This is a genomic window from Acidovorax sp. 69 (assembly GCF_002797445.1).
Classification (GTDB): Bacteria; Pseudomonadota; Gammaproteobacteria; order Burkholderiales; family Burkholderiaceae_C; genus Acidovorax.
This window is the reverse complement of record NZ_PGEP01000001.1, coordinates 2,013,229-2,036,322: the sequence shown is the minus strand read 5'-3', so window position 1 is coordinate 2,036,322 and position 23,094 is coordinate 2,013,229. Positions and strand designations below refer to the sequence as shown.

At 58.1% G+C, this 23,094-nt stretch carries 19 protein-coding genes and 2 pseudogenes; 4 read left to right on the top strand and 17 right to left on the bottom strand.

Annotation, left to right across the window (positions count from 1 at the left end; all coding sequences use genetic code 11):
• Positions 1 to 50 precede the first annotated feature (50 nt).
• Entirely contained in the window at positions 51 to 401 is a 351-nt protein-coding gene (locus CLU85_RS09315; RefSeq protein ID WP_100410012.1) for a hypothetical protein, read from the top strand.
• A 164-nt stretch (positions 402 to 565) separates the two neighbouring features.
• Here CLU85_RS09315 and CLU85_RS09310 read toward each other — a convergent pair whose 3' ends face one another.
• The 17 genes and pseudogenes from CLU85_RS09310 to CLU85_RS09230 form a co-directional block, all read right to left on the bottom strand.
• A complete protein-coding gene (locus tag CLU85_RS09310) occupies positions 566 to 1,324 on the bottom strand; it encodes a type II secretion system protein (RefSeq protein ID WP_100410011.1) in 759 nt (252 codons plus the stop codon).
• Positions 1,325 to 1,351: 27 nt separating this feature from the next.
• Entirely contained in the window at positions 1,352 to 2,665 is a 1,314-nt protein-coding gene (locus CLU85_RS09305) for a prepilin-type cleavage/methylation domain-containing protein (protein WP_100410010.1), read from the bottom strand.
• The gene (locus CLU85_RS09300) at positions 2,662 to 3,879 is read right to left on the bottom strand and encodes a type II secretion system protein (RefSeq protein WP_100412463.1); all 1,218 of its coding nucleotides are present in this window, start codon (positions 3,877 to 3,879) and stop codon (positions 2,662 to 2,664) included. Before CLU85_RS09300 ends, CLU85_RS09305 begins: the two co-directional genes overlap by 4 nt.
• Positions 3,879 to 6,218 carry a hypothetical protein gene (locus tag CLU85_RS09295; protein WP_100410009.1) on the bottom strand — a complete coding sequence of 780 codons (2,340 nt, stop codon included), beginning with the start codon at positions 6,216 to 6,218 and terminating at the stop codon, positions 3,879 to 3,881. Before CLU85_RS09295 ends, CLU85_RS09300 begins: the two co-directional genes overlap by 1 nt.
• A 22-nt stretch (positions 6,219 to 6,240) precedes the next feature.
• Positions 6,241 to 6,738: a hypothetical protein gene (locus tag CLU85_RS23330; protein WP_232727966.1), complete on the bottom strand. Its 498-nt coding sequence runs from the start codon at positions 6,736 to 6,738 to the stop codon at positions 6,241 to 6,243.
• 180 nt (positions 6,739 to 6,918) lie between these two features.
• Positions 6,919 to 7,023: pseudogene (locus CLU85_RS23325) on the bottom strand (prepilin-type N-terminal cleavage/methylation domain-containing protein); the annotation flags it as partial.
• Positions 7,020 to 7,598: a hypothetical protein gene (locus CLU85_RS09285; RefSeq protein ID WP_100412462.1), complete on the bottom strand. Its 579-nt coding sequence runs from the start codon at positions 7,596 to 7,598 to the stop codon at positions 7,020 to 7,022. The pseudogene CLU85_RS23325 and the gene CLU85_RS09285, both read right to left, overlap by 4 nt.
• Positions 7,599 to 7,706: 108 nt before the next feature.
• The gene (locus CLU85_RS09280) at positions 7,707 to 8,981 is read right to left on the bottom strand and encodes a type II secretion system F family protein (RefSeq protein WP_100410007.1); all 1,275 of its coding nucleotides are present in this window, start codon (positions 8,979 to 8,981) and stop codon (positions 7,707 to 7,709) included.
• 22 nt (positions 8,982 to 9,003) lie between these two features.
• Complete coding sequence (locus CLU85_RS09275; RefSeq protein WP_100410006.1) at positions 9,004 to 10,749, bottom strand: GspE/PulE family protein; 1,746 nt, start codon at positions 10,747 to 10,749, stop codon at positions 9,004 to 9,006.
• Positions 10,733 to 12,181 carry an ExeA family protein gene (locus CLU85_RS09270; protein WP_100410005.1) on the bottom strand — a complete coding sequence of 483 codons (1,449 nt, stop codon included), beginning with the start codon at positions 12,179 to 12,181 and terminating at the stop codon, positions 10,733 to 10,735. Before CLU85_RS09270 ends, CLU85_RS09275 begins: the two co-directional genes overlap by 17 nt.
• Positions 12,178 to 12,552 carry a tetratricopeptide repeat protein gene (locus tag CLU85_RS09265; RefSeq protein WP_157803951.1) on the bottom strand — a complete coding sequence of 125 codons (375 nt, stop codon included), beginning with the start codon at positions 12,550 to 12,552 and terminating at the stop codon, positions 12,178 to 12,180. The genes CLU85_RS09270 and CLU85_RS09265 overlap by 4 nt, the downstream gene beginning before the upstream one ends.
• Positions 12,553 to 13,120: 568 nt before the next feature.
• A complete protein-coding gene (gene mshL / locus CLU85_RS09260) occupies positions 13,121 to 14,908 on the bottom strand; it encodes a pilus (MSHA type) biogenesis protein MshL (protein WP_100410003.1) in 1,788 nt (595 codons plus the stop codon).
• Between the two features lie 698 nt (positions 14,909 to 15,606).
• The gene (locus CLU85_RS09250) at positions 15,607 to 16,911 is read right to left on the bottom strand and encodes a hypothetical protein (RefSeq protein WP_100410001.1); all 1,305 of its coding nucleotides are present in this window, start codon (positions 16,909 to 16,911) and stop codon (positions 15,607 to 15,609) included.
• Entirely contained in the window at positions 16,908 to 17,411 is a 504-nt protein-coding gene (locus tag CLU85_RS09245; RefSeq protein ID WP_100410000.1) for a hypothetical protein, read from the bottom strand. The genes CLU85_RS09250 and CLU85_RS09245 overlap by 4 nt, the downstream gene beginning before the upstream one ends.
• Positions 17,412 to 18,338: a type II secretion system protein gene (locus tag CLU85_RS09240; protein WP_100409999.1), complete on the bottom strand. Its 927-nt coding sequence runs from the start codon at positions 18,336 to 18,338 to the stop codon at positions 17,412 to 17,414.
• Between the two features lie 61 nt (positions 18,339 to 18,399).
• On the bottom strand, positions 18,400 to 19,239 hold the full coding sequence (locus CLU85_RS09235) for a type II secretion system protein (RefSeq protein ID WP_100409998.1): 840 nt from the start codon (positions 19,237 to 19,239) through the stop codon (positions 18,400 to 18,402).
• A gap of 23 nt (positions 19,240 to 19,262) precedes the next feature.
• On the bottom strand, positions 19,263 to 20,120 hold the full coding sequence (locus tag CLU85_RS09230) for a type II secretion system protein (RefSeq protein WP_100409997.1): 858 nt from the start codon (positions 20,118 to 20,120) through the stop codon (positions 19,263 to 19,265).
• Between the two features lie 490 nt (positions 20,121 to 20,610).
• Between CLU85_RS09230 and CLU85_RS09225 the strand changes: the two are divergent.
• The 3 genes and pseudogenes from CLU85_RS09225 to CLU85_RS09215 all read left to right on the top strand — a co-directional run.
• A pseudogene (locus CLU85_RS09225) lies at positions 20,611 to 21,182 on the top strand (IS5 family transposase); the annotation flags it as partial.
• A gap of 370 nt (positions 21,183 to 21,552) precedes the next feature.
• A complete protein-coding gene (locus CLU85_RS09220) occupies positions 21,553 to 22,080 on the top strand; it encodes an Rrf2 family transcriptional regulator (protein ID WP_100409996.1) in 528 nt (175 codons plus the stop codon).
• Positions 22,004 to 23,086: an NAD(P)/FAD-dependent oxidoreductase gene (locus tag CLU85_RS09215; protein WP_100409995.1), complete on the top strand. Its 1,083-nt coding sequence runs from the start codon at positions 22,004 to 22,006 to the stop codon at positions 23,084 to 23,086. Before CLU85_RS09220 ends, CLU85_RS09215 begins: the two co-directional genes overlap by 77 nt.
• The last annotated feature ends 8 nt before the right edge of the window (positions 23,087 to 23,094 follow it).

Sequence of the window (23,094 nt, the reverse complement as noted above, 5' to 3'; positions counted from 1 at the left end):
TCCTGCGGGGGTTATCCGCAAGCCCTCCCCCAACTCCCAACGCCCTCCCCATGGCCGCTTGCCAACATGTCCCGTTTCTGACGGTGGAAGACGAAGACGACTGGGTTGTCTCGTTTGCGCTGGGCCCCCAGGGTGCTCACCGCCTCACGCTGGTGCGCACACCCCGGCTGGAGTTCATGCTGCGGCCTGAACAACGCGGCGTGTCGGTGGGCGCCGAAGCAGGCCAGCGACACGCACTGCTGGTGGCCGTGCAATGGGGCGCCAAAAGCGTGGACGTGGTGTCCACCGCCAAGCGCTACAGCCTGGACATCAGCAAGGTAGACAACGCCACCTGCACCGCGGCACTGCGCGTGCTGGGCAAGATGAACTTCGACCAGCGGTTTCAGCTGGCAGGTGGCTAGTGGCTGCGACCGCAAAAACAACCGCGCACCCTGCCACTCCGCTGCGGCCCAACGCCATGCTCCAAAGCCTGTGCGCCTTCACTGAATCGGATTACCGCTTTTGCAAAAAAGGCTGCGTTAACGCAACGGTTTGCATGGACGGCGAAGGCAGCTCAGCGCGACGGTCAGCGCATCATCTTAAAGAACCCGGTGGTGATGGCGATTTGCGACTCGTCCAACGAAGTTGGCAGCGTGGCACCAAAGGCAACCCGATCATCGATTGACCAGGCCATCCCTGGGTTGTCATCTACAACGTTGCTGGCTGGAACAGTCCCATTGGGTAGAGGTCCCTCCCTAAGACTCCCGAAGCGGGCATCAGTGCGGCCGTCAATCTGTTGATCCAGGCTACCGGCCAAAGAAAATGTTAACCCCCGGATCACCATCACGTTACGCGGCAGTGCCACATACCGTCCGACCGCTGCCGCAGGCTCCGACCAATTGACACTTCGAAAGCAGACACGTGCTTCCTGGGGATTGCCATTGCTATCCAGATACACATAACGGTCTTGCTGACCTTCAGTCCGACCCGTTGGAACACGAATGCCCGCAGCCAGAAATGCGTTGATCATTTCGGTGCCACATAGCTCGGTGCCTGCAGGAGCTACGTTGCCATTGACGCGGCCCGTTGGGCTCGTGGCGCTGTCTCCAGGAGGATGCCCCACACCGTTGAAATAGGCCTCATACGCCAGTTGCCACCCCTGTATGAAATCCGTCGACAGGCGCTGATTAGCGGCGGAACGTTGCAGGTCTCGTCCCACCGCCACCGCCCCGAGTACCAAGCCAATCACGATCAGTACAACACTCAATTCAACGAGCGAAAAACCGTGCTGAGAGCGCTTCGCTTTGCCACCGGGCGCGGGATAAATTGCTGAAATGGGGGTCATGATGCGTAACTCTTTGGGCAAAAAATATCAGTGGCCAATGGCGTCGGCCGTCAGTGCATTCACGTTGATCGAACGGGACAGTTCGGTCATCGCCGTGGTACGAGCTGCAAAATCGTTATGTACAGCCTCGGCTTCTGCCAGAGACAGCCCCGCATCAATGATTGAATAAGCAGCAGCAATGTCACTGGCAACAGCGAGACCGATGCCCACGGCAGCAAGCGCAATCTGGAACGACCTCGCGCCAACAGACATCGTCGTGTCCGCGACGGCCGATAACATCTCCTTGGCTGCATCCAGGGACCCCGCTATCGCAGAGGCGACCCCCGCAGCAGCAGCCGCCACATCCGCCCTGGCCAATACGACAGCAATGTAGAGTTGATCCCGGTAGTCATACATGGCGCGCTCAAGCACAAACGCACCCGTCGCTACATTGAAATGGGCATGAGACACGGCAGAAAGCACCGCCCCACAGTGCAGTTCGGCAAACAGCTCGGTGTGACTTGCTGCGATCACGATGTCATCGTAGGTATCAGTCACTGCACGACCTGGTGCCTCGAAAGTGGGGTCAGCATTGGACGCCGACGCGTTCGCTCCATCAAAAGCCTGACCATTACCGTCTGCATCCAGCATGCCCGGTGCAGCGATCACAAAAGCAGCGGCACGCCTGCTCGCGCCCACCTGCGAAGCGAGACGCCCCGCAGGAGCCACCAGCGCATCGCTGGCGGTATTCAAAGCCAAGCACACGTCAATCAGATTGACCGCGTTCTCCACACCCAGCGGGCATGGCGGAGTATTGGACGCATTACAAGCCGCGTTCAGGGGGGCAGCGTCGTTGCCCGACTGCGTCATGCCCAGCAGACCGGCAGCTGTCGTCGGAATGGGCGGCGCGTTGGGATTTGGGGCATCTGCGTTACGCGGGATCGGGTCAGGAGTCCGAACGCGCAGCGGATTCATGCGATCCCGAACGACCGCCAAGTCCTGATCAAGGGGTGCAGCAATCGCCCCTGCCGCCGATGGTCCACGGTATACCCCGTAGCGCAACGTACCAGCCTCTGGACGGGGCAGGTTGAGCGTGCGCCAGGGTAAAAAACCCACCTGGCGTGTCGCGGAGCAATCCTCCACCCCCAGCGTGTCTGCAGCAGGACAAGGCAGCCGAAAGTTGGCATACAGGTAACCAACCAGTGCATCGCGTGATTGCTTCTGCACATCCATCTGCACCGTCGTCACGCGATGTCGCTCGGACAACTGCCAGAAAATCACGGCACCCGGCAGTATCAACCCCAGAGCCAGCAGCACCAGAGACAGTTCAACCAGGGTGAAACCCATCATGCGGTGTTTCATGGATTGAGTCCCTTCACGTCCAGCGATACCGCAGCATTCATTGACTGTGTGAATGTTTCAAACAGCTGCACGACATATGCGCGGACAGCAGCCTCCTTATCAATGGAGTCCTGCAGCGCTTGTTGCGCCTCTATCAAATCTACTGCAGCCAAACCCACCTCAACACCTGCGGCAATCGCATTCGCTGCTGAAAGTGCAATACCGAAAATCGTGATTCCTTCCGTATTGGAAGCGGAAGCGATCGCCAGTGCAGCGCTGCCGACGGCAAGCGCCAGATTCACAGCGGCCAGCGTGACACCCGACTGAGCGCCCGCCAGAGCTGACTCTGCCTGGTCAATGTCGAACACCCGCAACGACCAGTACTCCTGCACCACACGCACATTGTCGTAAGCGGTGTAAGCCCCCTGCCCCGCTGCCGTCATGGCTCCCAAACGCGCGGCGCAACCAATACGGGCAGACAGATCGGCAGGCCCTACGGCAATAGCAATATCGTCAAAATCAGAAGCCTGCGGTCGCCCCGGAAAATCGAATCGCCGGCCACCTACGCCGCCAGACACATTGCTGCCTTCAAAGATATTATTCAAACCCGGGTGCACCAACACGAACGCCACTGGAATACTGGCCCCCGAATTTCCCGCCTCCAGCACCCCTGCCGTCGTGGAATTGCTCGCAAACCGCCGAACCACACGGCACCAATCGAGGCCATTGATCTGTGTACGACGGTCGCTGGCTGCAGCAATGGCGACTGTGACTGCAGCTGCCGCCGTGTTGACATCCGCATCAGTATCGAGCGCGAGTACCGGAATAGAAGGGCTGAAGTTGATATTCAAATCAGGGGCTACGGATGCTGGCGGCAGAACAGCGAGGTCCAAGCCCACGCCACCGCGGTTGACTCCGTAATGCAACTGGCCAAAGCGACTGCCCAAACCGAGTGTTCGCCAGGGCACAAAAATGGCAGTAGCGCTACCACAATCCTCACGACCATCAGCATCAAGGGCGGCGCAGGGAAGGCGATGACGGGATAGAACAAAGCCCTCTATCGCCGCTTGCGCCTCTGCCAGTTGGCTCACGATTGCAGGTCGCTGCAGAGGCTCTCTCGTGGACGCAATCCAGCGCCAAGCAATGATCCCAATGATGCCCACGATGGCCATCACCACCCCAAGCTCCACCAGTGAAAAACCCGACTGCTGCCGAGGCAAAAGACGCTTGCTCATCATCGCGTCCCTCCCTTGCGATCTACATCCACCAAAATGGCCTCCGCTTGGGCGGGTGTCATGGGAATGACAGCCGACCCGGTGACATTGCACGCAGCCGGGTTATCCACCATCTGCTGCATCTGATCGACTTGCGCCTGAGCGTTGATCTCACGCGTCCGCGCAGCAGCCAGTTTCGCATTCAGCGCATCCAATTCTTTCTGCAACTTCAGCGGTTTAAGGTATGTCGCGTCAGTGCTCGGGCTTACATTTCCGGGAAAGCCAAAAAGACCCCACAACTCGGTATTGAGGGCACTGGTCACATCCACATCACCGGGAGTACATGCACTCGTGCACCGATAACCGATCACATCGCCATTTCCGTTATAAATGGCGTAGCGGCTAGAGCCACTAAGCAAATTAGAAAAGGCGTTCTGATATCTTGTCTGTGAGAGGCTGAAGTTCGATGCAGCTGTATCTCGATCTGCTACAGCGGTATCCAGTGCAGCTTGAGCAGATGCCAGTGAACTTACGGCATCAGCACGAGCACTTGCAAAGAGATTACTGTCCAACTCTCGGGCTTTTCTCGCACGCTGTGCCTGCAACTCCGCCTTGTTCGGGGGATTGGTCGCAATTTGCGCATCCAAGGCCGCAATTTCATTGCGAAGCGTCACCATGGCGGGGATGCTTTGAAGCATCTGAATTTCGGCCAATTTGCTGGCCCTTTTCCCCCTCAGCAAATTCAATGCATCCGTATCTGCAGGGCTGGTCGCCGCAATTTGCGCATCGAGAGTCGCAATATCCGAATTCAAACGCACCAGGGAGGCAGCGCTGTCAGTCAGCATGGCATCGTAGCTCGCAACCTTGTCCGCCCACACATCTCGCGCCTCAGTGGCCCGGGACAGGTTTGACTGAGCCACTTCGTTATTAAAAGAATTGTTACCCCACTCAAGGGCCGCCGTAAGTAGCGGATCAACCCTATCGTCAATCTGCGAAGACGCTCCATTGCCACGCAGCACAGCGCGCAAATTCGCGATGGCCGCAGTCCTGACTGCAATCGCCGCATTCAACTCATTGGTCTTGTTGGTGACTTCGGTCTGCACGGCTGCCCGCGCATTGGCCGCATTTGTACGCTCTGTCTTGGCGTTGGCCAGCATCTGGTTGACGAGCGTCTGATCACGAGGAGGGCATACCTGAGCCGGCGTGGCAGCGTCGTCGGCTAGGGTCAATGCAGTCCCGGCGATGCCAGCCGCAGTGGCATTGAGGGCAACTGCGGCAATGTTTGCATAAACAACCCCACCCGCAAGCCCGATGGCGACTGTGTGCTGCGGCGCTGCGGCGCAGGCATTTACAGCCAGCCCCAGCGATGCTGCACAGATCACCCACTCCGCTGCCGCGTTGCCAGCATCGGAAATTCCTTCCGCCACTGCCAGCACAATCTCCAAGCCTGTCATGACGGCCGCCAGGGTGGAGAAAGCCACAGCGCGTTGCGCAGCTTCGATGTTGTCGGCCCGCATCTCTGCAACCTGCTCAACCACGTCATGCCCCAAGGCCACAGTATTGATGGAATCGATCAACGGTTGACAATGAAAGGACGACTGCAGGCTGGCAAACGAGCGCTCCAAAACAATGTCGTTGTAAACCGCAAGCACAGGCCTACGGACAGGATCTTCCATCAGATTGGCATTGCCCCCCGCATTCGAGTTGGCCCCATCGAACAGATCCCCGTCACCATCAGCGTCGTTGTTACCGGGATGCGCCAATGCGTAAGCCACAGACCGCAGCGGAGTCGCGTTGACCCTGGCCAGGGCCGCGCCTGGGGCCGTAGTGCGCGCAGTCTCTAGGCGTTGGCATAAGTCGGTCAGCGTGAGGATATCGTTCGGATATCCGCCAGCGCGCATGGCACTAAAGGTCTGACCATCTTCGTCGTACTCTAGGGGCCTCCAGGAATCGGTCAATTCAGTAAGGTTGTTCCCACCTGCCCCCCTTTGCACCAAGTAGCGCAACTGGCCGACGTCCACACCAGGATCGGCTCCCGCCAAGCGCAGCGTCGTTGACGGTAACCAGCCTTTCTGATCGGCCAAAGCACCGCAATCCTCCTCGCCATCACGGTTGGTGTCAGGACATGGCAGGCGGCGCATCACCGTGGCAAAGGCGATGATCGCTTGATCTGCCTGCGCCAGAGCTTGGCGCTCCTGACGCGAGGACTCAATGGCAGTGCGTTCACGCCATTGCAAGTAACCCATTGTCGCAAGACCCGCCATGACGGAAATGAGCAGCAGCACTTGTAACAAACCAAAGCCCCGCAAACGACGAGCCGACGGTCGGTACATGAAAAGAGTCAGATTGGTAGACAGCATGGAATCTTGAAGGCATTTGCCACTAAGGCAGGCTCATGCGCAGCCATCCGGCCAGTTGGGCAGGGGACTCGGCGATAACCACATCGTCAGACAAGAGCCGAAGCGGAGCAGAAGGGCTGGTTGCACAAAGGCTGTTCATGGCGTGAGGCGGATCCAGGCGGGCGCCATCGCCGTCCTTGTCCTGGAGAGGAACAACCACCCAGTAAGCGGCAGCCATAAGCAGGTTGGCACCGCAATCAATCGCGCCCCCGGCGCCGGCATCACCCGTTAGATACGTGCGCGTCGAAACCACCGGTAGTACAGATGCGTTGTTCAGTGCAACGATGAGGTCGGTGATATCAAGGAAGTGGGGATCTCCGGGGCTATCACCGGTGCGATCCATGGCCACCGCAACAAGATCTGCGTCCTGGGCGAAGATCGCATTCGGTGCGCGAAACACCGAGTAACGGGCCCTCAGTCTGTCAGTTGGGATCTCCAAACCCACACTCACATAGGGAAACCACCCCAGTTGTGTGCCCACGGGGCAAACCCCTGCCGCCAAAGATTCGTATCCACTGGCACCGACATCCGGGCAAGGCAACCTCCCATGCCGCAGCGCAAACGCACGGAGCATTGACTGTAATTGCTGGGCCTCAGCACGGCCTCGCTCAGTTTCCTGTTGTGCAGACACCGTTTCATAGCCACTGAAAGCAGCCCACGACATAAGGCCTGCGACAACCAACGCCACAGCCGACTCCAACAAGGAAAACCCGCGCTGCGCAGAATGAGCGGTTCGTGCACACGCTCGCAGTGCAAAGCCTGTCATGGAGTCTTTACTCCAGATGGTGGTTTGGGCGCATACACCTGAAGATTGCGCGCTTCTGCCCCGACCCGCTCTCCCAAACTGCGCATCTCATCCACAATGGCTTGTTGGCGTACTGCGTCCTTCGAAGAGGCGCTCTTGCTAAGACCTTGTAGCTCTTGGTTGAGTGTCTGGATTCGGGCACTGGCATCCAGCATATTCCGCAGAGTTTGGAAGTAACGCGGGTCAAAACCAGGCGGTGAGAGCGCTTCGAGTTCGTCAATAAGTGCCCGCATTTTCTCAGGAGGAGCCTGTGTACCCTTGGCCCGCAGAGCATTGAATTCAGCCCGGACCTCGGCCAAGCGTCTGCGACGCTCCTGAGCGGCCGGAGAAGATCGCGGCTGCGGCGCAGAGCCTGATATCGCAGGCGGAGCCAGCACTCCGGAGAGTCCTTGTTGGGAAGCACGATCACTGCGAACTGCCTTGTTCACGGCCACAGCACCTGGTTCGGCGTTTTTTCCAACGAGCCAGCCCCCACCCACAACCAGCACCAACACCAGCAATCCCAGACCGCCGCCAATCATTAAAGGCTTACGCATGCAGCGCCCCTCTGTAGAGCGGACAAGCATCGACAAAGGACGAACTGCAAGGCCAGCCAAGCGCACAAAGCAGACGAAACATAGCCTGCCACCAATGAGCGCGCCGCATCACTGCACGCCTCCCATGCTTTGGGTGACCGACTGACGGACGAGGTCATAAATGGGCAGCAACAAAGCAACAATCAGAAAAAGAAACAGCCCACCAGCAATCAGAATGATCAGGGGTTTGAGTATTTCCGCCAGTGACTTAACCAATACTTCCAAGCGTTTACGATAGTCGCCTGCCAAGTGAGAAAGTTGCTGATCGAGACTACCTGACTCCTCCCCTACCGAGATCATGCGCACAGCCATCGCAGGAAATCCCCCCACACGCCGCATGGACGCAGACACTGATTCCCCACGAGAAACAGACTCAGCGACTTGAATCAATCGGCTTCGGTAATAACGATTCTTTGTGGCGCGTCCAAGAATACGCAGGCTCGACACCAGATCGACACCCGCTTTCACCAAAATGGAGAGATGCTCAGTAATGTGAGCCATACCCGACGAGACCAATAGCGTTCGCGCAATAGGCAAACGATGTAGCAAACTGTATGTGGCCAGTTGGAAAGGCTCAGATCGCTTAAAGAAAACAGTGCATATAACTACCACCACTGCCGTCACCAGCAACACCCACGGAAGATGGGCAGTAAGCAGGTTGGCAAACGCCACCAACCCCTCGGTGATGGGCGGAAGTTTGGCCTGCAACTGTTTGAAAAGACGTGCCATGTTTGGCACGACGTAATAGATCCAGAAGATTGCCACCCCAATGATCGTGGCAAAAACAAAAGCCGGATATATCAGGGCGGTTTTGATATCACGCCGAATGTTGATCATTCGCTCCACGTGCTCAGCAGCCTCACCCAGCATGCGATCAAGCGTACCGGTCTGATCACCAATGGAGACGAGATTACGCACGGTCTCTGGAAACACATTCGGGTGTCGATTGAACGCTTCTGTCATGCCAACACCAGCATTCAGGTCATCGAGCATGTTCCGAGCCACCGTTGCCATGGCAGCATTACCTACACTGTTACTCTCCTCCACCAAGGTGGTCAAGGCATCAAGGGCTGGGACACCTGCGCGCATCATCAAACCCAGGTCGCGCAAGAAGCCCGCCAAATCTTCGCTACGCACCTGGCGGCGGAGAAAATGCATCACTACATCGGCGATCAGTGCCAGCCACACGGGGAAACGCCACAGCCCGATGACCGTGCCGTCCGTGTCCGCCTCTAGGCGCAGGCGTGCTGAAAGGTCGCGCTTCACGGCCAGACGCAGCAGGCCTGATCGAACAGATCCGTGGGGAAGCAAGACCCGGTAATAGTAGGTATTGAGATTGGCCATGCTATGGTTCCGCCGATAAAGATCAGTCCTCGCCCACCGCGCGCAGTATCTCTTCCATGGTGGTCTCCCCCGCCAGAACACGATGACGCGCCAGGGTATGTATAGGGCGCATGCCCGCAGTCAGAGCACGCTGCCGCATATCGGCTCGATTAGCATCTGAAGCAATGGCATCCGCCAGGTCGCGGCTGACTGCCAGCATTTCATATACGGGCAGTCGCCCCAGATAGCCGGTGTCGCGGCAGTTATGACAGCCTGCACCCTGGAAAACCTGCGGTACTTGCGACGACTCCATTTTCCCCAGCCAGCGGCGTTCATCTTCGGTTGCGAGACGCGGTTTTGCGCAATGCGGGCAAATTCTCCGAACCAGCCGCTGATTGACGATCGCAACCAAATTCTCAGCAATCGTTTCGGTGTCAACACCCAACAATTTGAGTCGGGGCATAACACCAAAAATGGTGCCCACATGCAGAGTGGACAGAACCAAGTGCCCCGTAGACGAGGCATCCAGTGCGGCTCTGGCGGTCTCAGCGTCGCGGATTTCCCCTACCAGAATAATGTCCGGGTCATGGCGCAAAAAATGCCGCATGGCGTTGGCAAACTCATAACCCGCCCTGCGGTTGACCTCTGTCTGGCAAGCCACTGGAACTCTGTACTCGACTGGATCCTCCACCGTGAGCACATTGCGTTCAATCAGTGGCTGCATGCGCAATGCTGCATGCAATGTGGTGCTTTTTCCGGAGCCCGTAGGACCAGTGATCAAGATCAGCCCATGCGGACGCGAGAACGCCTTGGCCATGACCGCGACATCTTCTTCCAAAAACCCTAGGTCAGTGAGTTTGTCAAGGTTGCTACGCTCCGGAAGCAGGCGCAGCACCATGCGCTCTCCAAACTCGGAAATAAGCGTCGAAACCCGGAGAGTGAAGTTGTGCTCCATCACCTGCGCAGTAAAACTCCCGTCTTGCGGAAGACGCTGCTCGCTCGCATCCATATCCGCCTGAAGCTTGACGTAAACCACCAATCGATCCAGCGCCGGAGACAAAGCAAAGACGGGACGCAACACGCCATCCACACGCAACAGCACCGAGCGACTGCGTGCGGTCGGCGCCAAGTGAATGTCTGTGGCGCGCTCTCGCACCGCCAAGTGCAGCATGTGCTCTAAAAGCCGAGCTGGACTGTAGGCCCGGTCCACATCGGCCTCGAGCTTTCGCACCTCGCTTTCGATCAATCTCGCTGGAGGATGTTCAGCAAAGTAGTAGTGCTGCTGAATGGCCTGCGCAACGCTGTCAAACTCCCCCTGAAAGAAATGACACGCTTTCCCTAACTTTCTCTGCACCAGTTCAGTGACCGCATCAGGCTGGGCATCGCCAAGAACAACCTCAATCAACCCGTCAGCGTTCTCCCGCACTGGCAAGAAGCCATAGGTAAGGCACAAGGACCGATTAAATACGCTCGCAACACCCGTGTCTGGTTCGGGCATTTCATCGGCGTTGACAAAGCGCAGACCGCGTTGCTCCGCCAACTGGCGCGCCACTTCATTGGCACTTGCAAACCCCAGCTCCACCAAGAGGTTGCCCATTGGCACCTTCTCGATTTTTTGCTTTTGCAACACATAGTCGATGGCCACTGCTGAAACAAGACCGGCACTTACCAACGAGGCTCCCAGGGAGGGGCTTTTGTCTCTCAAAACCGCCAGGCGATCTTCAGCTGTGGGAGCGGATGGCAACATCGGGCCCGAGGTCTCCAGCAATGATTCAGCGGGGGGATGCATCCTGATGCTCCAGAAGTAATAAGGTCAATTCGTCTGGCCTGCCCGTGGCCGCCAAACCATGTTGCTGCTGAAAGCGAGCAAGCGCCTCCCCAGTCTTGGAACCAAAAAACCCATCGTCAGGCTCTCGCACGTCGAGCAAGCCCATGCTCTTGAGCCTTCCTTGGACTTTGCGTGTCGCCTGTTGCGCCGCGACAATATGCCGAGCTTCGCTGCGCCCCAACCAAACAATCCAGGACTCTTTTCCCTGAGCAAAGCGGCAGAATCGCGAAGAGGATTTCAAACTATTGACCACACCGTCAGGCAGGGCCTGCGCATGCACCACATCGTCTTTTTCAGCAATAGCCTTCAACTGGTTTTCACAGGCCAGTTGAGGCGATATCGTGGAAACCCGCGCAAGCTCCGAGGACGCCGTAGGGAACGCTTGACTAGGCGCCTCTTGCGCGGGTGGCCATTGGGCGTCGCCCCTTGCGACAGACAAAGTCGGTTGCGAGGATGACCCTAAACTAAAGCTCGCTAAAGCCACAGTGGCTGTTGTCCCTGCCAGCAAACCCGCAAAAATCCATGCTTTGCGATGACGCAAACCTACAGAGGCAACCCCAGCGACAGATTCATCGCCCAAAACGGGGAGGTCTGCAACCGCGCGGTTTAACAACTCCACATTCACCACCGATGCGCGGGTGCTGGCAAGCCCATACAAGCAGCGATCCAGCACCAAATGAATCCGGCGTAAGTTGCCTTGGGTAGCACGGTGCAAAACTTCGGCTGCGGCAGGATCCAGGGACAAACGCCCTTCAGCTCCCGCAGCATTGACTCGAAAATCAAAATAGCGCGTTACCTCATCCCTCAGCAGCCCACTAAGACGCGCATGTTTAACAATCCGGCTCTTCAGTTGCCGTAGTTCTGGCGTTGCAAGCGTCTGCTCCAGTTCCGGCTGACCTACCAACAAGATCTGCAAAAGCTTCTCTTGGCCGGTCTCAAGATTGCACAACAGACGTACCAGTTCCAAGGAGTCCACGCTCAGGTTCTGCGCGTCGTCGATTACCAGCAAATTGATTTCACCCGCCTGGTGCCCGGCAATCAGAAACTCCGTCAAACGCGCAAGCCCCTGATCCAAAGAATCTGTGGGAGGAAGACCAAAATCAGTCTGAATCGCAGACAACAGCGCACCGTCTTGCAGAAAGGTATTCAGAATCAACGCCGAATGGCAATTTCTTTCCTGCAAGTTATCCAGCAATCGCCGCACCAGCGTGCTTTTTCCAAGGCCCACCTCGCCAGTCAACAAAATAAAGCCTTTGCGGGCCTCGATGCAATGAACTATCTCTACAAAATCCTCCTCCAGGCGGGGGGTGAAGAAGTAGGAGCCCGCATCCGGAGTCGGCGGAAACGGGTTACGCGACAACCCCAGCGTTGCATAAATGGAGCTCGCTGTCATTGCCGCGCCGCAGGGGTGAACTGGGCCAAAGCCGCACGCAATGCTGCGGAATCAGGCTGCAGACGCGCAGCAGCGTCCAGCGTTGCACGCGCTTCTTCAGACTTATGCTGACGTGACTGAATGCTGGCCAAATTAATGGCCGCCTCTTCATCTCCAGGCATGCGCTCAAGAATTGCGCGATAACCCTCTGTGGCAGCAGCATCGCGCCCCGCACGCAGATCAAACCAGGCCTGGGCACGCAACAGCCCCAGAGAACCCAAGGGGAGCCGTTCCTTGAGAGCGGTCAGCTCATTCTCTGCATCGACCGTCCGCCCTTCCTTCATAGCAGATACGAACCGCGCAAAGCGAAGTTCCACCGGCGTGTCATCCACCACTGGTGCCACAGCAGGTGCAGCCACCGACAACCCCCAGGCTTGCTTGTCTGCACCTGTCTGGACGAAGACTGCCGAGCTGCAGTTTGTGCAGGTGCTGATCGCACGTCACTCAGCGAGACAGAAGCCAACGCTTTGGGTACCGCCGTATCCAGTGCAGACGGCGATGGCATCTGTTGCTGCGGCACTGGACTCGGCTGCGCCATCGGATTTGGAAGCAGAATCGCGACGTCGGCCGGAACCGCCAAATTACCCTGCGGGGCTGCTGGCTGCTGTGGCGACTGCGCCATCTCTGCGGTGGGAGGGGGTGATGCAGCAACCAATTGCTGGGGAACGCTCGCAGGTGAAGTCACCGATACGGCGGAAGAAGGAGGCAGATCGGTCTTGGGCTTCATCTGACTCTGCCAAATGAACCAACCCAGCACACCCGCACCCAGAACAACCACGAAGGCCAGCACGGCATCCAGCCAAGCTGGGCGATGACGCGCCATCACTGCGGGCGCACGCGCCCCAACGGGTTTTGACTCTTGGGGCGCCTCCATGGATTTCAGCGCGTCATGGATAAGACTCATAGCACACGCACCCGCAAAACAATCACCAGTTCTCGACTGCCGTGCACCTTGTTCTCATTGCCAACGAGTTTGCCCAACAAGGGAATATCGGAAACGCCCGGTGCACCTCGGTCATTGCTGGAAGTGCGTTGATCAATCAGCCCACCCACTACCACGACATCACCATCACCCACGTTGAGGGTCGTGGTCAGCCCCTTGTAGCTCACCTTAGGGAGGGATACCAAATTATCCCCACCCACAGACACCAGTTGCAAGCTTGCGGGGTCCACATCACTCTGCATCGGATTCAACAACAGCTCAATGCGCCCATCGTCACGCACCATGGGTAGTACACCAACCATCACGCCGGAAAACACGGTGTCCGTCTGCACACTGGAGGACGTCGTGGACGCCCCGCCGCCGGGCACCGTCTGTGTGGACGCTGACTGAGATACGTAGCGCGAACTCGTTCCAACCGACAGCAAAGCAGGCGTGCCGTTGCGAACCTGCACATTGGGGTTCGACAACACCTTGAGATTGCCGAAAGAACGCAGTGCGTTGATCACCACACCATAGTTGCTGCCCTGGTAAGACATACCAAGCGCGGGGCCAGTCATACTACCAATCAATGCAGCAGGAATCGAAATGGCACGTGCAGGGTAACCGGCTGCTGCATTGGGCAAGAGCCCAGAGCTGCCGCCCAGTTGCATCGGGGAAGATCCAAAACCCGCAGCCAAACGGCTGCGAAGCGTCGTCCAATCCACCCCGAACTCAAAGTTATCGGAGAGCTGAACATCGATCAGCTGCGCTTCCACATAGACCTGCTTACCAAGCACCTTGTGCACCTGGGCCAGCATCTTCTCAACCGCACGCATTTTCGAGGGGCGCGCCTTGACGTACAGCGTGCCCGTCATCTTGTTCAATGTGAAGCCACTGTCTTCACCCATGGTTGCAAGGGGTGCCTGCGGCATGACGGGTGGCTTGCCAGCAACTGCTCCTCCCGTCCAGGCCGACGATGAGGGCACAGCTGAGGCCATACTCAAGCTCTGCTGTTGTTGTTGGGCTGCTCGATCTTGAGCGCTGTCGCCCAGCACCGACTTGAGCGCGCTCTCCAGCTCCAGATAGGGATCCGTGTTGGTACCACCAGAGCCCGACATCGTGAGACTGCCTTGTTGTGCGCCAGAGCCACCACCACCGCCGCTACTACTTCCCCCTCCGCTTCCACCGGAATTACTGCTCCCAAACACATTGCCACCGGACCCCATCTGGATGCTCGACTTGGTGTTGAGAAAATTCAGCGCAAAAAACTTTTCTTCTGTCAGGTTCACGCGCAGGGTATTGCCCCGAAACTCTCCGGCCACATCGTAAGTGCGCAGCACTTCGTTGAAACCTTCGCGCAAAGTTACCTGGCGCAAATGCATGTCTGCCAATTGCCCGCCTTTGAGAACGTTAGGATCAACGATCAAATTGAGCTTCCCCGCGTCGGCAAACGCACCCAATATCTGACTGATGCTGGCCTTGGACATTGCCACGTTGATCAGCTTGCCCTCCAGAGGATCAAATACAGGCGCTACAGGAGCGATCACCGGGGCGGGTGCAGGCTTGTTCATTTCAGCCAACAGCATTTGCTGATGGACAAGAAGTCGCTGTGACTCCTGTGCGGCATGTTCGCGCATCTGATCTGCCGCCGTGTTATCTGGCGGAGGAAGACTCGATGCACTGCGTGGGGACTGGCTGGCACACCCACTCAGTACGAGAGCGGCACACACCAGCGCCAGAGGTTTGAAAAACGGGGGATTGTTCATATCGCTGTCCTCGGCGCTGCTAGCGTGATTCTTGAAATTTCGAAATGGGAAGTTCGTGCGGGCACACAACGAAACCAGGATCTCCTGCGACCGAGAGCACACCGGCTGCGCTCTTCATGGGAGACTCCTGATCGGGCCCGGCTGGCTACCCGGCAGTCCTGACCGGAATTCCTGCGTATTAATGCTCGCCAATGAGCCATCCGCCCAACGCAGAGTCCCAACCCGCAACTCGCCCGCCGGCAGGGTCAGCGTTTGACGCCCCAGCCGCTCAGTAACGACGGCCTCATTGGGACGAAGGCGGGCGACCCGACCTCCGCCCTCCAGACGAGCACCCTGGCGAGCCAGATGACCATCAATCACCACTGACTGGGTCTCAGCCGCAAGGTCATCCAGATGCAAAGACAACGAGCGGCGCGGCATTTGGACACTACCCACAACATCGCTGCCAGGCAGGGGCAATGCAATAAGACGCGATGGGTCCGTGCCGGCACTAGACGCCTGCTTCTGGATGCGCGACATAGCTCCGAATGCGTCCACCACACGGGCTTGGTCATTACGCAACGCTGCGGGCAGCGGGGCCAATTCGGTTGTCACCGGGCGCACAGAGGGTGTGTGGGCGCGCGTCAGTTGCAGCACACCATACAGGCCCCATCCCAAAAGAAGTATGGCGAGTCCATTCAAAAGCAAAGCCGCGTATTTCATGGTTTTACGTTTCCTGGTGAGATCGCGGCAGCAACCAACTCATATGAAAAAGCACCGGGGATCGTGTAAGTGGGATCAACGGCTTTCAGCGTCCAACCTGCCGCCACCATCTGGGACACCCATTGGGTCACGGCGGCAGAAGCACCAGGAGCCAACACACCATCCACCCTGAAAGCCCGGGAACGCGCCTGGCCTACGGCGGCCGCTTCCAGGCGTACTCGCTGAATCAAGATGTCTTTTCCTGCCGATGCCTTCAACAACGCCATAAAAGCAACAGGATCGTGTCTCGCACCATCGTCCAGTGCTCGTGAAAACTCAGCCACCGGCAACAGTTTTTGCGGTGCCTCCACGGTCGAAACTGCTTCTATGCGATCCTGCAATGCCATCAATTCAGCACGTTGATTTTGGCCTTCGGCACGCTGCTGGTCTGCCATCTGGCCGACCAGCACACCAACGATTGCCATCACAAGTCCTACCAAGGCAGTCACTACCGTGATCGGAGACACCCAGCGTTCTGCTCGCCACGCGACCCGTTCGAGCAGTGGATTGAGAGCGTGACGGCCGGCTGCTTCACGCGCAAGAACGGGTAACACCGACTGCACACGCTCACCAGCAAACCCGAGATCTTTCGCAGAGAGAACAATCGGTGCACCACCTGCCACTCGTTGCACGGCAGCAAGACAGGTCTCACTGTCCACCGACTGTGTAGACCACAAGGTTCCCCATTCCACTGCCTCCGGTCCAAGCCGGGCCAAGAGAGCGCCATGGTTGGCGGTCACCACCTGTGCAGCGCTGGCCATGGCCGACAAACCAGAGCCCAAAGCCTGGGTGGACCCGAACACCATACCTTCCTCAGACTGAATAAAGCACATCAGTCGCCGCTGGGAAAGCATCAACCGTGCATTGCCAGATGCGACACCATGGCACAGCAGTCCAGCAGTCACCATCACCAGGCAATGATCCGCCTGCTCGTGGGCCCACTGGGTGCAGCGCTGCCAAAGTTCAAGTGAGATGGCGGAAAAGAACACCTGAAATCCACCTGGCAGCTTGAGCAGCCGGTGAACCACGATGTGAGCCGCACCCTCAACCAACCCCTGGGTACGCACACGTTTCTCTATCAGGGCTGCGGCGTACTCGGGCTTGCCCTCAAACCGCCACACGTCCGTAAAAATGTCATCTAGATCCAACACGACCAAAGCACTGTGAGTCAACGTGGGCCATGCGGGCACCTCTTCGACCTGGTGGTCATGACAATGCAGCCAACCAGCGCTTGCAACGCGATAAACATGTTCAGCGCTCATGGCTTCACCCTGGGCGATTGAAAAGCAGACACTGCCTGAAAGTGCAATGTGCCAGTGACACCCAGTGTCAGTCCCTGGTCACCAGGCAACGGAGGATGAAACAAACTGGCGCCCGGAGACACGGTGCCAATATCGAATACATCAGCGACAAAAATCTGGCCCGCGCCACCACGCCCAAGTTCACCCAGGAACTGTGCAGCCTCTGCACGAGTGGAGGGCCCTTGGGCGCGCCGCAGCCGTCGCTCTCCCCAAAGGGAGGGATCAAAGCCCATGCGCTCTACCTGCTGCGCCACATCTTTGATGGAACGCACCAGTTGCTCACGCTGCTGCACCTCTGGCATCAGGCGGCGGGCATTGTCCAGCCCTAACTGCAACTGGGCGAATTGCTGGCGCTCCATGGCCAGCCGCTTGAGCCCGCTGTGGGCCAGCCAGGCCCCTCCCCCCAACAGGGCCGTGGCCAATGCCAGGGAGACAAGCTTGAGGGTACGGGTGCCGTTCAATTACTGCTCCATCGTCCAGTGGGCGGTAAGCAAAATGACACGGTCTTCGTCGAAAGTCCGTCCGGTGGCAGTACCCCCGGCATTACCACTGGTGTTGGTAACAGCCTGACGAGCATCGCTATTGACCATGGCGCTGTTGGCAGCGGTGTTGGCGATGTTGTTGCCTTCTGTATTATTGGCCTCCCACTGCGTACCTGGAGCATTGGCCTCGTTGGCAGCGTTGTGTGCAGGACGGCTCTGAATGCGAAAGCGGCCTTCCCGTGAATCAGGCTTTCCGTCAATCACCTGATCCATAAAACGGGCCAGGTCAGGCGTCAGACCACGAATCACCATCACATTGCCAGCACCGCTGGCTGTGCCCGAGGTATTCCACTGGAAGCACACCTGCATCTCTGCCGCATTGCCGTTGGAATCGATATAGAGAAAACGGTCTTCATGCCCCTCACCACGGCCCGGGGGCATGCGAACACCCGCTCGGGTCATGACAGTGCGCAGATTCTGCGTTGCCAATGCAGCGTCGCCCACGCCAACCTGACCCGCGGTGTAGCCTTGTCCGCTGCAGATTTTCAGACCTCGATTGGCAAAATTCTCTGGAATCCCTGCAACCGCCATAGAGCCCGCGCGGGTACAGGCGCTGGTACCAGCCGGAATTTCCGATTCAGAGCCGTTGACCATGTAGGTCGGGGCCTGTTGGCAATCGCCCAGGACAACACCTGTACGTTGGTAATACTGGTCGTAGGCCATCTTCCACTGATAGGCGAACTTGTTGACGGCCTTCTGGTACTCAGCATTCCGCTGGACGTCTTTGGCAATGGCCACTGCGCCAATGATCAAGCCAATGACGGCCAGCACAATGGCCAGCTCCACCAGCGTGAAACCCTGCTGAACCTTGTGGCCCAGCCTGCGAAATGAATTGGTTCTTGACATTGAAAATCTCCGGCAATAAGTCGATGCGGATGGGGTAAAAATTGGAAAGAGTGGAGAACGGTTACTGGTTCATCCGGAAGACGGCCGTGACAATAGCCACCTGGTCTTCATCAAAACTGCGATCTCGCGCGTGCGCTGCATCGATCGAATCGCGGTTGGTAGCCTGCCATTCTTGGCCTGGCCCATTGATGGCACTTCCTCCGGCGTTGTTCTCCACGCCCTGACGACGAAATCTGCCTTCGCGCTCATCAGGCTTGCCATCGATCATCTGGTCCAGTGAGCGCGCCAAATCTGGTGTCAGGCCCGTGATGATCATCACATTGCCTGCGCCGTCCCCAACTGCATTGGCTGCAGACCCGTTAGCCAGTGGCACATTCCACTGAAAGCAAACCTGGATTTCTTGGGGGTTGCCGTTGCTGTCCAGATAAACATAACGATCCTCCAGACCTTCCGCACGGCCAGGTGGCATGCGAATACCGGCACGCGTCATCAATGCACGCAGATCAGGATCCGTGCCATTCGTAAACCCCCGCGTCATTCCGCGACCGGCAGCAGCACGGCAAATCGCGTTGGGGGGCGTCACTCCGGTCATGTTGCGGCCAGATCGGGTCCCCGCAGCTAAATACTGCTCGCCGTTCACCATGTTTTGCGGGGCAGTCTGGCTGTCTCCGAGTACCACACCCGTGCGCTGGTAATACTGGTTGTACGCCTGCTCCCATTGGTCAATGAATTTATTCTTGACTTTCGTATATTCAGCATTGCGCTGGACATCCTTGCCGATGGCCACCGCTCCGATGATGAGTCCGATAACTGCTAGCACAACGGCCAGCTCCACCAAAGTAAAACCCTGCTGGCGCGAAGAACGCAGATGGCGGATAGGGTGCTTGAATGCTTGGTTCATGATGTTGATTCCCTAGCCCTGCGTCACTGATTCATCTTGTAAATGGCGGTCAACGTAATGACCTGCTCCTCGTCGCGGGTGTTGCCCGCCCCTGTGGCGGTGGTAGCAGCGGCACCACGGCCGTAACTGTTGTTCGCAGACCACTCCACACCAGGTGCATTGTTCGTAGCGTTGTCGATACCGCGCAGACGAAACCGCCCCTCCCTGGCGTCCGGCTTGCCATCGATCATCTGGTCAAGCATGCGCGCCAGATCAGGCGTCAGTCCCGAGATGACCATCACGTTGCCAGCGCCTTCGGGCGTGGTTGGACGATTCCATTGAAAGCACACCTGCACTTCCTGCGGGGAGCCGTTGGTATCGGTGTAGACATAGAGATCTTCTTGACCCTCGGCACGGCCTGGAGGCATGCGAATGCCAACTCGCGTCATGTACAAACGAAGATTGTTCGTCGCAATATCAAACGGTGCATCTGCGCGCATCACACCTGCTTCAGGGTTCCGCGCACACACCGGCACAGGCTCAGCGCCCACGGCAACCTGTGCAGCCATGTCTCCACCTGAAGTCGGATTACCTGCCGTCGCCACGTAAGCGGTCCCATTGACCATGATCCGAGGAGCCACCTGGTTGTCACCCACCACAACACCCGTGCGCTGGTAATACTGGTTGTAGGCCTGCTCCCACTGGTCAATGAACTTGTTCTTGATCTTGGTGTATTCGGCGTTGCGCTGAACATCTTTGCCAATGGCCACTGCGCCGATGATCAGACCGATGACGGCCAAAACCACAGCCAGTTCCACCAAGGTGAAACCACCCTGCGCAGCTCGGGGGCCAGCGAAAAAATGCGTGCGCCGAGCGGGCAGGACGGAGAAAAGTGATCGCATGATTTCCTCAAGCGTTAAATAAGGTTGAGCGCCAAGACTAATGAATGTAACGAATGTAAACAACTTAAAACTGGCGTCAACAAATGAACTGCAACGCGTTTTTGGACCCTGCTTCCGATCCGTTGGAACGGGTGTATTTCGCGATACCACATGGATTTCAGAATGCCGATTTTCTTAATAAAATCAACGATCATTCTGCTATGCGGCCCCGTATCACTGTCCTCGCAGAAAAGTGTCCAAGCATCGCGCAAGCGGGGCTTGCTAGCCATAGTGCGTATGTATTAGAGACACAACAAAAACAACAATAAACAATTGAAAAATAAATTCAATACATTTTTACTATCAAAAATAAACAAGGGTTTACCCTTGTAAAAATCGAAACGACCGAATTGGTGTTGGCGACGACCGGCAACGGCGACAGCTCTAGAAGCCTCTGCACGAATCCCCGAGTGATGTGATTGAGCAAGCCTGAAGCCCAAAAAATAAGCGCATGAAACAAAGCCGCTGGGCCTAGACAACACAGCCGAGCGCACCCGGAAGTGCGAATTTCTCGACGCCATGGAATTGATGTCTCCCTGGCCTGAACTGGTCTCGCTCATTGAGCCCTAAGCACCCGAGAGTGGACGCCGGGGTCAACAACTTTTTGCAGTGCATATCCCGCTGCGCATCCACTTCATGCAGCAGTGGTTCAAGCTCAGCGATCCAGCCACGCAACAAGTCCTGCACGATGTGCCCGTATTTCGTGACTTTGCAGGCCTGTCGCACTAGGACGAGCACATTCCCAGTGAATCGAGCATTCTGGGCTTTAGGCACTTGCTGGAGCGCCACAAACTGGCCAATCAGATCCTGGCCATGGTCAATGGCCCGCTGAAAGCCAGGGGGCTGCAGCTCAAAGCAGGTACGGTGGTGGATGCCGCGCTGATTGCTGCGCCCGCTTCAACCAAGAACCAAAGCGGCGAGTGTGACCCCGAGATGCACCAAAGCAAGAAGGGCAACCAGTGGTACTTCGGTATGAAGGCCCACATTGGAGTGGATGCTGACTCGTGCCTGGTGCACGCGGTATGAGGCACCTGCGGAAATGTGGGTGATGCGATCGAGGCCGACAGCCTGCGGCCTGGGCAACCGCTTAGCTCAGGACCCTTGATGGCATGGTCAAACGGGATTCGTACAGACCAGCCTTAGCCGTCTGCACCCACTGTTGCTGTACGGCGCTTCGGGATGAGCTTGTTGAGAAGAGCTTGCCGGGCTGGCGCAGCGCTTCGACAAACTCAGCCCGAACGGGTGGTGGTGAAGCCCAACCTGCACCCAAAATCAAGCCAAACTGGCCTCCAGTGCTTATCTGATAAGCGCTAACAGCTATCAAATCACGAGTATTCCGGTGCTAGTCTGAGGTTTTCCGCCCATGCCAATATCAAGCAACTTTGAATGTTGCATGAAAAGAGATAGCCGCCTTTCCAACGTCCTCCACGCACTGCTGCACATGGCAGAGATGGATGGCCCCGCCACATCTGAATCGCTGGCGCAGGCCATGCAGACCAACCCGGTCGTGGTCCGCCGCCTGATGGCGGGGCTGCGGTATGCGGGGTTTGTCACCTCTGCCAAGGGGCATGGCGGCGGGTGGGTGCTGTCGTGCCCGCTGGCAGACATCACGCTGCGCGACATCCACGAGGCGCTGGGCGCGCCCACGCTGCTGGCGGTGGGGAACCGGGTGGAGAGCCCGGGCTGCATCGTCGAGCAGGCAGTTAACCGCGCGCTGACCGACGCTTACCAAGCCGCCGAGGATGTGCTGCTGGCGCGCCTGGGCGAGGTAACGCTGGCGCAACTTTCAGCCGAATTTCATCAACGCATGGTGGCCGGGAGCCACTCGCACCAGGAGATTTCTCATGACGACGACAACACCAGCGACCCCACCAACAACGACAACGACAGCGACAGCGACAGCGACAGCGACAGCGTATGACGCCATCGTGATTGGCGGCAGCTTTGCGGGCCTGTCGGCCGCGATGCAACTGGCGCGGGCGCGGCGGCGCGTGTGCGTGGTGGATGCAGGCGCGCCGCGCAACCGTTTTGCAGCCGCATCGCACGGCTTTTTTGGGCAAGACGGCGAGCCGCCGCTGGCGATGATTGAGCAGGCGCGCGCCAAGCTGTTGGCTTACCCCACGGTGATGCTGGTGCAGGGCACGGTGGTGTCTGCCACGGCACTACACAGCACGCCCAGCGCCCCCAGCGCCCCCAGCCGCACCGGCCGAAACGATGAAGAGGCCGCAGCGCAAGGCGCAGCCACACCCGCCAACGCGCATGGCGGCTTTGACGTGGTGTTGCAAGACGGATCGCGACTGACCGCGAAAAAGCTGGTGCTGGCGTTTGGCGTGGCCGATGAATTGCCGCAGATTGCAGGCCTGCGCGAGCGCTGGGGCGCCAGCGTGCTGCACTGCCCGTATTGCCACGGCTATGAATTTGCGGGCCAGCGGCTGGGCGTGCTGTACCACTCGCCGCAATCGGGCATGCACGCGCAGCTGATTGCAGACTGGGGCCCCACCACCCTCTTCTTGAATGGCGAAACCACGCTGGAAGACAGCGAACGCACGCGGCTGCTGGCGCTGGGCATTGCCATTGAGCCTGCGCGCATTGCGGCGCTAGAAGGCGCTGGCACCACGCTGCAGCTCATCCGCGTGGCAGAGGGCGCCAGCAACGGTGCGGGAGTTGACCGCACCGTGCCGGTGGATGCGCTGTACATAGCCCCTGTCACCCGCCCCGCCAGCCCGCTGGCCGAGCAATTGGGCTGCGCGTTGGACGATGGAATGACGGGCCCCGTGATACGCGTGGATGCCAACAAGATGACCACCGTGCCGGGCGTGTACGCGGCGGGCGATTTGTCATTGGCGCGGCACAACGCCACCCTGGCATCGGCCGAGGGCGTGCTGGCGGGGGTGGGCGCGCACCAAGCGATGGTGTTCAACACCTGAACCAACGC